General features: G+C 70.3%; 14 protein-coding genes and 1 other RNA gene. 10 read left to right on the top strand and 5 right to left on the bottom strand.

The window, feature by feature from the left end:
• Window positions 1–173: 173 nt before the first annotated feature.
• Window positions 174–1,283, top strand: a complete 1,110-nt coding sequence (gene ald / locus ABZ909_RS41215; RefSeq protein WP_357011420.1) for an alanine dehydrogenase — start codon at window positions 174–176, stop codon at window positions 1,281–1,283.
• A 59-nt stretch (window positions 1,284–1,342) separates the two neighbouring features.
• Here the strand turns inward: ald and sigJ are convergent, their stop codons facing one another.
• The 4 genes from sigJ to ABZ909_RS41195 form a co-directional block, all read right to left on the bottom strand.
• Window positions 1,343–2,308 (bottom strand): RNA polymerase sigma factor SigJ, encoded by a 966-nt coding sequence (gene sigJ / locus ABZ909_RS41210; protein ID WP_357011418.1) that lies wholly within the window; start codon window positions 2,306–2,308, stop codon window positions 1,343–1,345.
• A 140-nt stretch (window positions 2,309–2,448) separates the two neighbouring features.
• Entirely contained in the window at window positions 2,449–3,384 is a 936-nt protein-coding gene (locus ABZ909_RS41205; RefSeq protein WP_357011476.1) for a cobalamin biosynthesis protein, read from the bottom strand.
• A gap of 128 nt (window positions 3,385–3,512) precedes the next feature.
• Window positions 3,513–4,472 (bottom strand): SURF1 family protein, encoded by a 960-nt coding sequence (locus ABZ909_RS41200; RefSeq protein ID WP_357011474.1) that lies wholly within the window; start codon window positions 4,470–4,472, stop codon window positions 3,513–3,515.
• A 17-nt stretch (window positions 4,473–4,489) separates the two neighbouring features.
• On the bottom strand, window positions 4,490–4,975 hold the full coding sequence (locus tag ABZ909_RS41195; RefSeq protein ID WP_357011416.1) for a low molecular weight protein-tyrosine-phosphatase: 486 nt from the start codon (window positions 4,973–4,975) through the stop codon (window positions 4,490–4,492).
• A gap of 44 nt (window positions 4,976–5,019) precedes the next feature.
• On the opposite strand from ABZ909_RS41195, the gene cobC reads away from it, so the two are divergent.
• From cobC to ABZ909_RS41175, 4 genes are all read left to right on the top strand, one after another.
• Entirely contained in the window at window positions 5,020–6,069 is a 1,050-nt protein-coding gene (gene cobC / locus ABZ909_RS41190; RefSeq protein WP_357011414.1) for an Rv2231c family pyridoxal phosphate-dependent protein CobC, read from the top strand.
• Between the two features lie 63 nt (window positions 6,070–6,132).
• Window positions 6,133–7,263, top strand: coding sequence for a Nif3-like dinuclear metal center hexameric protein (locus ABZ909_RS41185; RefSeq protein ID WP_357011472.1), 1,131 nt, complete (start codon window positions 6,133–6,135; stop codon window positions 7,261–7,263).
• Between the two features lie 237 nt (window positions 7,264–7,500).
• Window positions 7,501–8,238 carry a C4-type zinc ribbon domain-containing protein gene (locus ABZ909_RS41180; protein WP_357011412.1) on the top strand — a complete coding sequence of 246 codons (738 nt, stop codon included), beginning with the start codon at window positions 7,501–7,503 and terminating at the stop codon, window positions 8,236–8,238.
• A 150-nt stretch (window positions 8,239–8,388) separates the two neighbouring features.
• A complete protein-coding gene (locus tag ABZ909_RS41175; protein WP_357011470.1) occupies window positions 8,389–9,582 on the top strand; it encodes a bifunctional RNase H/acid phosphatase in 1,194 nt (397 codons plus the stop codon).
• 51 nt (window positions 9,583–9,633) lie between these two features.
• On the opposite strand, the gene ABZ909_RS41170 is transcribed toward ABZ909_RS41175, so the two are convergent.
• On the bottom strand, window positions 9,634–10,521 hold the full coding sequence (locus ABZ909_RS41170; protein WP_357011410.1) for an alpha/beta fold hydrolase: 888 nt from the start codon (window positions 10,519–10,521) through the stop codon (window positions 9,634–9,636).
• Window positions 10,522–10,551: 30 nt separating this feature from the next.
• Here ABZ909_RS41170 and rnpB point away from each other — a divergent pair.
• From rnpB to ABZ909_RS41145, 5 genes are all read left to right on the top strand, one after another.
• An RNA gene (gene rnpB / locus ABZ909_RS41165) (RNase P RNA component class A) lies at window positions 10,552–10,982 on the top strand.
• Window positions 10,983–11,280: 298 nt separating this feature from the next.
• On the top strand, window positions 11,281–12,249 hold the full coding sequence (locus ABZ909_RS41160; RefSeq protein ID WP_357011408.1) for an SPFH domain-containing protein: 969 nt from the start codon (window positions 11,281–11,283) through the stop codon (window positions 12,247–12,249).
• A 428-nt stretch (window positions 12,250–12,677) separates the two neighbouring features.
• Entirely contained in the window at window positions 12,678–13,004 is a 327-nt protein-coding gene (locus tag ABZ909_RS41155) for a hypothetical protein (RefSeq protein ID WP_357011406.1), read from the top strand.
• Window positions 13,005–13,018: 14 nt separating this feature from the next.
• Window positions 13,019–14,509 carry an RNB domain-containing ribonuclease gene (locus ABZ909_RS41150; protein WP_357011404.1) on the top strand — a complete coding sequence of 497 codons (1,491 nt, stop codon included), beginning with the start codon at window positions 13,019–13,021 and terminating at the stop codon, window positions 14,507–14,509.
• Window positions 14,506–15,030 (top strand): Uma2 family endonuclease, encoded by a 525-nt coding sequence (locus ABZ909_RS41145; RefSeq protein WP_357011402.1) that lies wholly within the window; start codon window positions 14,506–14,508, stop codon window positions 15,028–15,030. Before ABZ909_RS41150 ends, ABZ909_RS41145 begins: the two co-directional genes overlap by 4 nt.
• Window positions 15,031–15,086: the final 56 nt, after the last annotated feature.

The following is a 15,086-nucleotide window of genomic DNA, read 5'->3' as shown; positions in this document are numbered from 1 at the left end:
GGTTGTCCGTCCCGACTCGAATCGAGGTGGTAGGGGCCGCTTCCCGCCCGGCCGTGCGTCCTGATCGCCCGCGGGCACCGGCCCGCGGCCGAGAATTGCCAGCTGATTGCCGTTGGCGAAATCGGGCCGTGGCGCTGATGGCGGCGCGGCCCCCGCGGGTGAACGATGGCGGTATGAGAATCGGGGTACCGCGGGAGGTCAAGGAGCAGGAATATCGTGTCGCCCTCACCCCGGCCGGCGCCGGGGAACTGGTGCGGCACGGGCACGAGGCGCTGGTCGAGGCCGGGGCGGGCGTGGGGTCCGGGTTCGCCGACGCCGACTACGTCGCGGTGGGCGCGCGGATCCTGCCGGGCCCGGACGAGGTCTGGGACGCTGCGGAGCTGGTGCTCAAGGTGAAAGAGCCCATCGCCGAGGACTATTCGCGCATGCGGGAGGGGCAGGTGCTGTTCACCTTCCTGCACCTCGCCGCCTCACGGGAGTGCACGGACGCGATCCTGCGTTCCGGCATCACCGCCATCGCCTACGAGACCGTCCGGGCCGCCGACGGGTCGCTGCCGCTGCTCGCGCCCATGAGCGAGGTGGCGGGCAAGCTGGCCAGTCAGGTCGGGGCCTATCACCTCATGTCGCCGCAGGGCGGAGCCGGCCTGCTGCTCGGCGGAGTGCCGGGGGTGCTGCCGGCGGACGTGACGGTCCTCGGGGGCGGGGTGGCCGGCGGCAATGCGGCGGCCGTCGCCGTCGGCATGGGGGCGCGGGTCACCGTGCTGGACACGAATATCGCGCGACTGCGGGAACTCGACGTCCGGTTCGGCGGGCGCGTCACCACGATCGGCTCCAACGCCGCCGAGGTCGAGAAGGCGGTGCTGGCGGCGGACCTGGTGATCGGCTCGGTCCTGGTGCCGGGCGCGCGGGCTCCGAAACTGGTGCCCGACACCCTGGTCGCCCACATGCGCCCGGGCTCGGTGCTGGTCGATATCGCCATCGACCAGGGCGGGTGCTTCCAGAGCTCGCATCCCACCACACACGCGAAACCGACGTTCCGGGTGGCGGATTCGCTGTTCTACTGCGTGGCCAATATGCCGGGCGCGGTCCCGCACACCTCCACCGTGGCGCTCACCAATGTCACCCTGCCGTATGTCGGCGCCATCGCGAATATGGGCTGGTCCGGCGCCTGCGCTGCCGATCCCGGCCTGGCCCAGGGGCTCACGGCGGACGCCGGCCGGCTCTACTCGCCGGAGGTGGCCGCCGCGCACGGGCTCCGGCCGGTGACGCGGCTCGCGTCCTGATCGAGGAAGACGGGCCCGCCGCCGGATGAATCCGGTTGCGGGCCCGCGGCTTCCGTGTTTCAGGCGTCGCTGTCTCCGCCGGTGTCGCCCAGCGGCCAGTCGGACTCCGCGCCATCGGCCGGGATGCCGTGCAGCTTGTCCGGGTTGCGGACCACGTCGATCTTGGTGATCCGGCCGTCGTCGATGGTGAACGCGAAGACGCCGGTGTACTTGCCGTCGAACACCACCAGGCCCGGGCGGCCGTTGACCAGTACCGAACGGCCCCACGCGCCACCGACCTTCGATGCGAAGTCCAGGAAGCCGAGCAGCGTCTTGGCGACCTTCTCCGCGCCGTGCATGGGGTGCAGGAAGGCCTGCACCTTGCCGCCGCCGTCGGAGGTGAAGGTGACATTGGAATCCAGCACGCCGAGCAGGGCGCTCAGATCACCGGAACGCCAGGCCAGCGCGAACGCCGAGACCACCTTCTCGTGCTCGTCCGCACTTGCGGGGAAGCGGGGTGTGCCGTCCTCCACGTGTTTGCGGGCGCGCGAGGCCAATTGGCGCACGGCGGCGGGGGTGCGGCCGACCACCTCGGCGACCTCGGGGCCGGACATGCCGAAGACGTCCTGCAGGACGAAGGCGGTGCGCTCGGCGGGGGAGAGGGATTCCAGCACCACCAGCAGGGCGGTGGTGACGCGCTCGTCCTGCGAGATGCGGTCGGCCGGATCGTCCCAGGTGGTGATCTCCGGCTCCGGAAGCCACTCGCCCACATACTGTTCGCGCCGGGACCGCGCCGAACCCAGGTGGTCGAGGGCCAGGCGGCCGGTGACGGTGGTCAGCCAGGCGCGCAGGTTTTCGATATCCGCGCCCTCGGGGCTGGTCTCGTAGTAGCGCACCAGCCGCAGCCACGCCTCCTGCACCACATCGTCGGCATCGCTGAGACTGCCGAGCGTGCTGTACGCGACCCGCCGCAGATAGCCCCGATGCTCCTCGAACCGTCGCGCCAGCTCGGCCTGATCGGGCCCGTCCGGCCGTCCGTCACTCATCGCACCCTCGCCCTTCACTCACGCCCGCCCCGGTGGGGCGAACCGTCCACAGCATCGACGAAACAGGTCGGCGGACTGTGACATTCTTCCGGGAAACCTAGCGAAGGCGACCGAACGGTTCGTGAATTCGCCTGCTCGACTCAGCGTCGCCGCAGGTAGGCGGCGGTCGCGGCGGCGAGCACGGTGGCCACCTGCACCGCTTCCGAGAGCCGCACCGCCCGGCGCAGATCATGCACCCGGGGGACCGGACCGTCACCGAGCGTCGGCCGTAGCTCGGTGCCGTGCCGATATTGAGTGCGGCCGCCGAGGGTCACGCCCAGCGCGCCCGCCATGGACGCCTCCGCCACACCGGCATTCGGACTCGGATGCTTGGCCGCATCGCGCCGCCACGCCCGCCACGCATCGGCGGGGCGGCCGCCGACGACCACGGCCAGCGCGGTGGTGATGAGACCGCTGACGCGGGCGGGCGCGAGATTCGCGACATCGTCCGTGCGCGCCGCCGCCCAGCCGAAGTTGCGATAGCGGTCGTTCCGGTAGCCGACCATGGCGTCGAGAGTGTTGATCGCCCGATAGGCGAGCAAGCCGGGAACACCCGCCACCGCACCCCAGAACAGCGGCGCCACAGTCGCATCGGAGGTGTTCTCCGCAATGGATTCGAGCGCCGCCCGGGCCAGACCGTCCGCGTCGAGCACCTCGGGATCCCGCCCGCACAGCGACGGCAGCAGTGCCCGCGCCCCGTCGATATCGCCGGATTCGAGCCGATCCGCCATCTCCCGCCCGGTCCGTGCCAAGCTCGTCCCGCCCAGCACCGTCCAGGTCGCGGCAGCCGTGAGCACCGCCTCGCCGAGCGCTCGTCCCGCCACCGCCCGCCGCAATCCGATCCCCAGCCCCGAAACCGCACCGACCAGCACGATCTCGTGCACAACCCCCACCACGCGGCTGTCGCGATAGGTGAGCCGCTCCACCTTCATTGCGGCCGAACCGAATCCGGCTACCGGATGCCCGCGCCGCGGATCCCCCAGCGCCCGGTCCAACCCGAACCCGAGCAGCAGCCCGGCCGCCGCAGCAGTCCCCATACGCACCCGGCGAGGTTAGCCGAGCGCGCCGACAGCCCCGGTGCACACCCGGGTACCGGGCATCGGTACGCGCCGCCAGCACCCGATCGCGAGTGCGTCGGCTGTGATGTGGTCGGGGTCCGTCAGGCTCAGCGGCGGGTGCCGCCGTAGCGGTCGGCGAGGCGGGCTTCGTTCGTGGTGGGTTTCGGCTTGGGGGCCGGGTCGTTGGGTTTCGTCGCGCGTGCGGCAGTGGTCGATTCGGGTGTAGCCGCACCGGTCGCATCAGGGGTGTCGGTCGTCATGTCAGGGGTAGCGGGCTCGCCGGTGGTGGCCGGTTGGGCTGCGGCTTCGAACTTTTCGCGGCGGCGGGCGCGGATCTCGGCCCAGACGAAGTAGCCGAGGCCGAGGGGAGCCATGACGCCGAAGGCCAGCCACTGCAGGCCGTAGGAGAGGTAGGGGCCCGAGTCCAGCTGGGGGAGGGGGTCGGGGGTGAAGGCGCCGGGCTGGCCGGACTCGAGCTGAAGGTAGCCGCCCAGGCCGTCGGTGGGGATGGGGGTCAGGGGGATGCCGAGAACCGTGGCTTCCTGCTGGGTGTCGGTCGTATAGACCTGGCGGTAGCCGTCTTCGGTGGTCGGGGGCTTCTTCTCGATCACGCCCTCGGAGGCGCGGATGCGGGCCGCCACCTGCTGGGTGCCGGCGGGCGGGGTGGCGACGACCGGCGGATGGGTGCCGCCCTCGGCAGCCGCCACCTGGCCGCGGTCCACCAGCAGGGTGCGGCCGTCGTCGAGGCGGAAGGCGGCCAGCACCGTGTAGGCGGGCTGGCCGTCGAGATGACGTAGCCGCACCAGCACGGTCGAATCCGGAACGTAGACGCCGTTCGCGGTGACCCGCCGCCACTCGGTGTTCTTGCCGCTGCCCGACAGCATGGTGGTGATGTCCACGGGGTCGGCGTGCACCGAATTCGCGATGCGGTCGTTGCGTTCGGAGGTGCGGGTGTTCTTGCCCAGCTGCCAGGGGGCCAGCACGGTGAAGCACAGGTAGGCGAAACCGGCGACCACCACGGCGAGAATCAGCCAGCTGGGCCGCAGCAGGAAGGTGAGTCGCCGCAGCAGCGAGGTTGCCGAGCTCATGCGACCTCCCCCAACTGTTCGCGCACCCAGTCCAGCAGCCCCGGCACGGCCGCCTCGATCTGCTCGCGAACCAGCGCGAAATCGGCCTGATCGCCGTAGTACGGATCCGGCACCGATCGCCCGCCCGCGTCCGGGTCGAAACTACGCAGCAGCCGCCGCCGATCCGACGGCACCCCCAGCTGGGCCAGCTCCCGCTCGTGCCCGGTGTCGAGCGCCACCAGCAGATCGGCCGCCCGATGATCCGGCCCGATCACCGCCGCCCGATGCCCGGTCGGATACCCGTGCGCCTGCAGCTCCCGATTGGTCCGGTAATCGGCCTCGTCCCCCACATGCCAGCCACCGGTCCCGGCGCTGCTCACCCGCACCCGATCCGCCAGCCCCGCGCGTTCCAGGTGCGCGGCGAAAATCTTCTCGGCCATCGGGGACCGGCAGATATTGCCGGTGCAGATGAAGGTCACATGCAGCTCGCCCACGACAGCCATTCTGGCCGGTGGGTATGGGAGGCGGCCACGTAGGGTGGACGGCTGTGCCGGACGACACGGAGTTTCCCGATTTCGACCATGCCAGGCTGCGGCACCACGGGGACGTGGATGCGCGGCCGGGCATGGTCGATTTCGCGGTGAACGTCCAGGGGAGTGCGCCGCCGGAATGGTTGCGTGAGCGGCTGGCGGGCCGGCTGGGGGAGCTCGGGCGATATCCGGGCGAGGCCGACGAGCGGGCGGCGCGTGCGGCGGTGGCCGCTCGGCACGGGCGGGCGATCGACGAGGTGCTGCTGCTGGCCGGGGTGGCCGAAGGGTTCGCCATGCTGCCGCGGCTGGGGTCGCGCCTGGCGGCGGTGATCCATCCGTCGTTCACCGAACCGGAGTTGGCGTTGCGGGACGCGGGGGTTCCGGTCGCGTGGGTGCTGTTGCCCTCGCCGTACACCCTCGACGGCGCCGCGGTGCCGGAGGACGCGGATCTGGTGGTGGTGGGCAATCCCACCAATCCGACCTCGGTGCTGCATCCGGCGGACAGTATCCGCGCGCTGCGGCGGCCGGGCCGCATCGTGGTGGTGGACGAGGCGTTCGCCGACGCGGTGCCCGGGGAGCCGGAATCTCTTGCCGGAGAGAGCCATCCGGATGTGCTCGTATTCCGGAGCCTCACCAAGACCTGGGCGCTGGCCGGGCTGCGCTGCGGCTATGTGCTCGGTGCGCCGCCGGTGCTGGCACGGCTGAATCGCGGACGTCCGCACTGGCCGCTGGGCACCCTGCAGCTGGAAGCCATCGCGGCGGTGAGCGAACCGGCCGCGGTGGCCGAGGCGCAGCGCCGGGCCGGGACCGTCGCGGCCGAGCGGGCCGCCATGATTCCGCGGCTGCGGGAACTCGGGGTCGAGGTGCACGAGCCCGCGCACGGGCCTTTCCTGCTGCTCCGGGTACCGGATGCGGAATTGTTGCGAAAGAAGCTCGCGGACAAGGGAATCGCGGTGCGCCGCGGTGATACGTTCCCGGGGCTGGAAACGGGTTTCCTGCGCGTCGCGGTGCGACCCGCCACCGAGGTGGATCGGCTGGTCGCGGCCATTCGCGACGTAGGTCTGTGAGCGCGACGCAGTGGGTTGACGAGTAAGGCGCAGGCTGGTGAGCGAACAGGAGGTTCGGTTGTGGTGACGACGGTGCGGCTGGCGGATCTCATGGCGGCGCTGGATGCGGCGTACCCGCCCGGGCTGGCCGAATCCTGGGATTCGGTGGGGCTGGTGGCCGGTGATCCGGACGAGCCGGTGTCGCGCGTGCTGTTCGCGGTCGACGCCACCGGCGCGGTCGTGGACGAGGCGATCGAATGGGGTGCGCAGGCACTGGTCGTGCACCATCCACTGCTGCTGCGCGGGGTGGACACCGTCGCGGCCAGTACCCCGAAAGGCGCGCTGCTGCACCGGCTCATCCGCTCCGGATGCGCGCTGTTCACCGCCCACACCAATGCCGACTCCGCCGACCCCGGGGTCTCGGACGCGCTCGCGCACGCCATCGGGCTGACCGTGACCGGGCCGTTGGATCCGAAACCCTGGACCGCCCTGGACAAATGGGTGGTGGCGGTGCCCGTCACGCACCGCGACGAAGTGCTCGACGCGCTGTTCGCCGCGGGCGCAGGCAGCAGCGGGAGCTACTCCGACGCGGCGTGGACGGTCGCAGGCACCGGACAGTTCCGGCCCCTCGACGGCGCGAATCCGGCCCTGGGTGCGATCGGTGAGCTGCACGAGGTCACCGAGGACCGCCTCGAGGTGGTCGCCCCGCCGTCCCGTCGCGCCGCCATGCTGGCCGCCCTCCGGGCCGCGCATCCGTACGAGGAACCCTTCTACCACGTCACCGAGCGCGCAGCGCTGCCCTCCGGCCTGGGCATCGGCCGCGTCGGCGAGCTGCCCGCCCCGGAAACCCTGCGCGAGTTCACCGCTCGCGTCCGCGCCGCCCTGCCCGCCACCACCTGGGGCGTGCGCGCCGCGGGAGACCCGGACCGCGTCATCCGCACCGTCGCCGTGTGCGGCGGCGCGGGAGATTCGTTCCTGGGCAAGGTTTCTCGCCTCGGCGTCGATGCCTACGTGACCTCCGACCTGCGCCACCACCCGGCCGACGAGCACCTGCGCGGGGGCGGCCCGGCCCTGATCGACGCCGCCCACTGGGCCACCGAGTTCCCCTGGTGCGCGCAGGCGGAAGGTGTGGTGCGCGCCGCACTGCCCGGCCTCGAGACCCGCGTCTCGACGCTGCGCACCGACCCGTGGACCCTCGGCGCGGCCGGCTGCTGATCAGGCTCTTTCGGGTTCGCGGCCAAGCATGGGGAGGCGGAGCGCTCGATCCCGGACCGCGGCTCGATAGACCTCCGCCTTGGAACGGGGGAGCGAACGGCTCCATGGACCTGCGTCGTGGAGGAGGGAAGAATCGAGACTTCGGGGCCGCGAACCCGCCCGGAGCGACGCGTAGGGCAAATTGGACACGGTACGGTGGGAGTCTTACTTGTCCATAGCGTCCAGGAGACCTTCGCGTTGAATGCCGAACCATCGATCCAGGCCAAGCTGCTCGACCTCGCCGCTGTCGATGCCGAGCTGACACGGATCGAGCATCGCCGCAAGGTGCTGCCCGAGCAGCAGGAGGTGGCGCGGCTGGAAGGTGAGCGCACCACCCGCAAGGACGCGGCGGTGAAGGTCGAGATCCTCATCGACGACCTGGATCGCGACATCCGCAAGCTGGAGGGCGAGATCGAGGCCGTCCGCAAGCGCGAGGACCGCGACCGCGGCATGCTCGACGCCGGTTCGGTCGGGGCCAAGCAGCTCTCCGAACTGCAGCACGAACTGGGCAGCCTGGAACGCCGCCGCAAGGTCCTCGAGGACGACCTCATCGAGGTGATGGAGCGCCGCGAGGCCGCCGCCGCCGACCACGACCACGCCGGCGCCAACCTGGACCAGGCCGAGGCCGACCTGGTCGATGCCGAGCGCCGCCGCGACGAGGCGGTCGCCGACCTGGATGTCGCCCAGCAGCGCTGCGATTCCGACCGCGCCGCCCTCACCGGCTCCCTCCCGGCCGAGCTGCTCACCGCCTACGACAAGCAGCGCACCACCTACGGCGTCGGCGCCGCCCTGCTACAGGCCCGCCGCTGTGGCGCGTGCCGCATCGAACTCGACCGCGGCGAGATCTCCCGCATCTCCCAGACCGCCCCCGATGTGGTGGTCCGCTGCCCCGAATGCGGTGCGATCCTGGTGCGCACCAAGCAGTCCGGCCTCTGATTCGTCGGCCACGCGCAGGCGGGCGCGCGGCATCCACGCGCCCGCGGTGGCGGCACACGGTAATACGGCTCGCTGCTCGACGCGGCGAGCCGGGGAGCGGTCCGAGGCGGAGTTTCAGACCGGCACGGAAGGTGAACAGCGTTGGTGGACATGGTGATCGTCGAGGCCGACGGCGGGTCGCGCGGCAACCCGGGACCAGCCGGCTACGGCGCGGTGGTGTGGGATGCGGAGCGGGTGCGGGTGCTGGCCGAGCGCAAGGAGTTCCTCGGGGTCACCACCAACAATGTCGCCGAATATCGCGGGCTGATAGCGGGTTTGGAAGCCGCGGCGGAACTCGGTGCGCGTGAGGTTTCGGTGCGCATGGACTCCAAGCTGGTCGTGGAGCAGATGTCCGGGCGGTGGAAGGTCAAGCACGAGGCCATGATTCCGCTCGCCGATCGGGCGCGGCGGCTGGTCGCCGGATTCGACCGGGTGAGCTTCACCTGGATTCCGCGCAAGGAGAACTCGCACGCCGACCGCCTGGCCAATGAGGCCATGGACGACGCCGATACGGTCGCCGAAGTCCGCACCGCGCTGGCGAATGACCGGGCCGCCGGTGCCGCGGCGGTCGAAAGCGGTTCGGCGGTAGGGGAAATCGCCGCGGCGGTCGCAGGCGGTGTCGTCGAAGTGCCGGATGCCGGTGGGTCTGCGGCGGGGAGCACCGCGCCCTCGCCGGGATGGACCGGTGCCGTGGGACGGCCGACGCGGCTGTTGCTGCTACGGCACGGGCAGACGGAACTCTCTGTGCAACGGCGGTATTCGGGGCGGGGAAATCCGCCGCTGACCGAGCTCGGGCGGGAGCAGGCGGCCAACGCGGCGGCCATGCTGGCGCGCAAGGGCGGGATCGAGGCGATCGCGTGCTCCCCGCTGGGGCGGGCCAAGGAGACCGCCGAGGCGGCGGGCCGGGCGCTCGGACTGCCGGTGCGGGTGCTGGACGGGTTGACCGAGACGGATTTCGGTGCGTGGGAAGGGATGACCTTCCAGGAGGCCCGCGAGCGGGATCCGGAGCTGCACGGCCGCTGGCTGGGGGATCCGTCGATTCCGGCGCCCGGCGGCGAGAGCTTCGACCAGGTGCGGGAGCGGGTCGAGGCGGTTCGGCGGGATCTGGTGGCATTGTATCCGGGCGCGAATGTGCTTGTGGTCAGCCATGTCACGCCGATCAAGACGCTGCTGCAGCTGGCGCTCGGGGTGGGCCCCTCGCTGCTGTACCGGCTGCACCTGGATCTGGCGGCACTGTCCATCGCCGAGTTCTATCCGGACGGCGGATCCTCGGTGCGCCTGGTCAACGACACCTCGTACCTCTGAACCCCTGCACCCCACCGGATTCCGGGTTCAGGGGCACCGCCCGCTTCGCGCTCAGGGACGCAGCGTGGCCATCAGGAATTCGGTCTGGTCGTAGACGGCCTTCTCGAACCAGTCGTCGAAGTAGATCTCGAAATGCCCTATGGGGTAACGCTTCACGGTGGCGTGCTTGGTGCGCTCCGCGGCCTTGAGCGTCGGGCCGGCCGGGGCCACCGAGTCGTTGTCGCAGATCGCATACAGCACCGGCGCTTTGATGTCCTTGACGTGCCGGGTGGGATTGTCGAACAGCGTCGACAGGCCGACGCGGGCCGCCACCTTCGGCCGGTACTGCCCGCTCTCCTCCGCCAGGCGGCCGAAACCGGCGGGCACGTCGGCGGCGCTCATCAGCGCCGCGGAGTGCTTCTTGCCGGCCAGCCGGGCATTGATGGGGCGCCGGATGATCGGTCCCACAACCTGATCCGTGAACGCCAGTGTGCCGGTCTTGATCAGACTGATCGGCCCCTTCGCCAGCGCCGACGACCAGCCGCTGGTGAACGGGCACTGCGCCACCACGGCCGCGATGTAGTGATCGTCGGGTGCGACCGCCAGCACGTGCCCGCCGCCGAATGAACTGCCCCACAGCGCGATTCGCGTGGCGTCGATCCCGCGGACGGTGCGCGCGAAGGCGATGGCCGCATGCCAGTCCGCGCGCTGCCGGGCGATATTGATCACCTGCCGTGGCTCACCGCCGCTGGCCCCGAAATGCCGATAGTCGAAGGCCAGGGCCGCGATTCCCGCCGACGCGAACCGCCGGGCGTACCGGTCCAATCCCATTTCCCGGTCCGCCCCCAGCCCGTGACCCATGACCACCAGCGGGCGCGGCTTGGGCGGTCCATCCGGGAGATACAGCCATGCGGCGCACTGCTCGCCACCCGAAGGGAACCCCACCTCCACACGCTCCATGGGGCCCTACCGTACCCTGGTGGCTGCGGACGAGTCGGTCGGGCGGCCGCGGCGAAGGGAACGGGCACGCATGTGCCGCCGCCCCGCGCCGAGGAAAGTCCGGACTCCGGAGAGCAGGGCGGTTGCTAACGGCAACCCGGGGCAACCCGCGGGACAGTGCCACAGAAAAGAGACCGCCGGTGGGCCGCACTTCGCGAGAAGTGCACCGCCGGTAAGGGTGAAACGGTGCGGTAAGAGCGCACCAGCGTGCCGGGTGACCGGCGCGGCTAGGTAAACCCCGCCCGGAGCAAGGTCGAAGGCCGCACTCGCGAGAGTGCGGCTGCGCAGGTGTTCGAGGGCTGCTCGCCCGAGCCTGCGGGTGGACCGCTCGAGGCACCCGGCAACGGTGTGTCCAGATGGATGGTCGCCACCCGGTGGGTAACCACCGGGGACAGGATCCGGCTTACAGACCGACTCGTCCGCCCGTATTTTTGGCCTGTGCTCCGCTCCGGCGGGTTCGCGGCCCTGCAAGCTCGATTCTTCCCTCATTTTTGGCCTGCGCTCCGCTCCGGCGGGTTCGCGGCCCTGCAAGCTCGATTCTTCCCTCCTCCGCTCCTCCGCTTCGCTCCCCCGCTCCGTCAGTCCAGAATCGAGCCGGGCCGCGAACCTTGGGTGGCTCATGTGGTGAGTTTTTGCGTCGCAGGGTCGATCTTTGGGTGCGATGATGGAGGCACGCCATCGGATTTCCGATGGAGCGGAAATAGTTTCGCGGAGCGAACAATGGATGTTCTGTATCTGTTGGTGGGATGGCTCGCCGCCTTTGCGGTGATCGCCGGTATCGGGCTCGCGGCCGGGGTGCGGGTGGTCACGCAGTACGAAAAGGGGGTCGTATTCCGGCTGGGGCGGGTGCGAGCGGTGCGGGAGCCGGGAATGCGGCTGCTGATTCCGGGCGTGGACAAGATGCAGAAGGTCTCCATGCAGGTGATCACCATGCCGGTGCCCGCGCAGGAGGGGATCACGCGTGACAATGTGACCGTCCGGGTGGATGCGGTCGTCTACTTCCGGGTCATCGATCCCATGCGTGCGCTGATCGAGGTTCAGGATTATCTGTTCGCGGTCGCGCAGGTGGCGCAGACGTCGCTGCGCTCCATCATCGGCAAGAGCGAACTGGATGATCTGCTGTCCAATCGCGAGCAGCTCAACAAGGGCCTGGAGCTCATGATCGACAGTCCGGCCATCAACTGGGGCGTGCACATCGATCGCGTCGAGATCAAGGACGTCGCGCTGCCGGATGCCTTGAAGCGCTCCATGTCTCGCCAGGCCGAGGCCGAACGCGAACGCCGCGCCCGCATCATCTCCGCCCAAGGCGAGTTGCAGGCGTCGGAGAAGCTGGCGGCGGCCGCGGCCAATATGGCCCACGCCCCGGCCGCCCTGCAGTTGCGCTTCCTCGAGACCGTGGTTCAGGTTGCGGCGGAAAAGAATTCGACCCTGGTGCTGCCGTTTCCGGTGGAACTGCTGCGCTTCCTGGAACGCAGCGGGCACACACCCGCCCCGGCGGCCGAGCAGCAAGCAGCGCCCGAGCAGCCGGTCGCCGAGCAGTCGGGCCTGGAGCCCGCCGCCCTCGGCGAGCTGATGGCGGCGCTCGCCCAGCCCGGCATCCGGGAGGCCCTGGCGACGCTGGAACAGCCCGGTGCGCCGGCGAAGACGAACGCGCCCGGGGACCCCGGCCGCGGTGAGGAGTCGGCGTAGCGCGGGCACCGGGTCCGAGCGCGTCCGGCGGCAAGAGGTGAGGAAACAATCATGTCGGGTCTGATTCAGCCGGCGGCCATCGTGGTGCTGTTCGGTATCGCATACGGATTCAAGTTCTTCAGCGCCAAGTTCCCGGACGGGCTGCGCGGTAGGTAGACCCCGCGACCACGGGCGGAGAAATGGCCGGCGGGAGAGCGGCGTGAGCGACGCCGCTCTCCCGTTCGCGTGCGCGGACCGACGGGGTGGATGAGAATGGCGGCGCGCCACACGGCGTGTAGCGGCGCGGCTCGGCGTGTCGGGCGGGTTATCCGCTCCGAACTGGCACCGAACGTGATCGACGTCATAAAGTGTTGCGCGTTGGAAAGTTCCGTTGCGGTCCGCAACGGGGCGAAGGGCTCAACAAACGTCGGAAAGCAGGTCTCGTCTCAATGCGAATTGCTCGCAAACTGGCAGTCGGTGCGCTTCTCGCTGCCGCCGCTACCGCTGTGCTGGGTGCCGGTTCCGCCTCCGCGGCCACCGTGACCCCGCTGCCGGGTGGGGTGCAGGTCGACCTCACCCCGGCGGACACGCAGTGGGTGGCGCAGACCCACATCGGGCAGGCGATCGCGGGCCTGCCGCATCCCTCGGCCGCGTCCTTCGGGGAGGCTCTGGACTCGGCGGCCGCGATGTCGTCCCAGTACCCGGATGGTCGCGTGGTGTTCACCGTGTACGGTCCGTTCAACGAGCTGAACGGCACCATGCTGGCCCTGCAGTAGGGACAGTCTCCGCAGTGGAACTGCATCAGCGGATCGTGTCGGCGCCGGTGGACTTCGGCGTCATTCGAACCGAATTCGGATTGGCCTCGGACTACCCGTCCGGGGCCGTTTCGGAGGCCCGCGACGCGGTGGACGCGTTCGCGGGCGCCCGGGTCGATCGGCGGGACATTCCGCTGGTCACCATTGATCCCCCGGGCGCCATGGATCTGGATCAGGCGCTGTATCTGGAGCGCACCCCGGCCGGCGGATTCCGGCTCTACTACGCCATCGCCGATGTGGCCGCGATGGTCGTTCCCGGCGGGCAGCTGGCCCGCGTATCCCTGGCCCGCGGCCAGACCTTCTACTTTCCCGACGGCACCGTCCCGCTGCACCCGACGGTGCTGTCCGAGGACCGCGCCAGCCTGCTGCCCGATGTGGACCGCCCGGTCGCGCTCTGGACCATCGAATGCGACGCGCACGCCGAGCCCGTGCGCTACACCGTGACGCGCGCCCTGGTGCACTCCCGCGCCCGCCTCGACTATCACGGTGTGCAGGGCGACGCCGACGCCGACCGCCTGCACCCGTCCATCGCGGCGCTGCCCGAGTTCGGCCGCCTGCGCATCGACGCCGGAATCGAGCGCGGCGCGATCACGCTGCGGCTGCCCGCGCAGACCGTGGTGCGCGACGGCGAGCAAACCGGAATCGACCACTGGCGGCTGGCCGTCGAACCGCGCACCGCGGCCGACGATTGGAACGAACAGGTCTCCCTGCTGGCCGGCATGTGCGCGGCCCGAATCATGCTCGATGGCTATAACTCGAACGGGTCCGGCAACCCCGATCGTGTGGGTTTGCTGCGTACCATGCCACCGCCCGCCCCGGCCGCCATCGAGTCGATGCGCCACACCGCCGCCGCGGTCGGGGTGGCCTGGCCGCGGGACGAGTCCGCGGGCCGCATGCTGGCCACGCTGGACTGCAATACGCCCGCCGCCCTGGTGCTCATGTCCGAGGCCACCGGCCTGCTGCGCGGCGCGTCCTATACCGTCCTGAACGGACAGGCCCCGGAAACCCTGCGGCACAGTGCGATCGGCGCGCCTTACGCCCACGTGACCGCCCCCCTGCGCCGCCTGGCCGACCGCTACGCCACCGAGATCTGCCTGGCCCACTGCGCGAAAACCGAAGTCCCGCACTGGGTTCGCGACGATCTCGCCGCCGTCGCCGACACCATGCGCCGCACCGACGCCATGGCCGGCAAGGTCGAACGCGCCTGCGTAGACCTCACCGAGGCCACCGTCCTGTCCCCCCGCGTCGGCGCCGACTTCGACGCCGTGGTCCTGCGTGAAGCCAACGGCACCCGCCCTGCCGAGATCTTCATCGCCGACCCACCCGTCCTCGCCAAGTGCACCGGCGCACCCCCGGAGGGTGGGACGGTGCGAGTGCGCCTCGCCGAGGCCGACCCCACGACCCGCACGGTCATGTTCGGCTACCCCGCCGGACCAGCGCCTTCGGTGCCATTCTCGAACACATGACCGTCGAACCGTTTCCGCAGTGGTTGCGTCCGCCGCCGGGCGGATTCGTCGCTGTTGATCTGGACCGCTTGCCCGACCTGCCGCCGCACACCGAGCTGATCGACGGGAGCCTCGTCTTCGCGAGCCCGCAAGCGAAGTTCCACCGCTTGGCGAACATCCTTCTCGACGCAGGGCTGCGCCGGCACGTCCCAGCTGATATGCGGGTCCGAGGTGAGATGACCGTGACCCTGGACCGAGACCAACGCCCTGAGCCGGACGTGATCGTCGTACGCGCAGATCGCGACGGCGATCACGGCCTCACCGGATACCAGGCCGACGATGTGGTGCTGGTCGTCGAAATCGTCTCGCCGGAATCGCGAACACGAGATCGAGAGCGCAAACCTCAGCTGTATGCCAGAGCGGGGATCTCGCATTTCTGGCGCGTCGAAAATGTTGACGGGCGCCCGGTGGTGTACGTGTATGAGCTCGATCCGGCCACTAATCCTCGATCCACCGATGGGCTTGTGCCCGTCGGTGTTTGATCAATGAGAAAAGTGTCCTTCGAGCTGGGATGATCACTGTTGTCTAGGCAATGATC

Source organism: Nocardia sp. NPDC046763, from assembly GCF_040645495.1.
GTDB lineage: Bacteria > Actinomycetota > Actinomycetes > Mycobacteriales > Mycobacteriaceae > Nocardia.
Note: the sequence above shows the minus strand (reverse complement) of the source record. Positions and strands in the feature narration are given on the sequence as shown.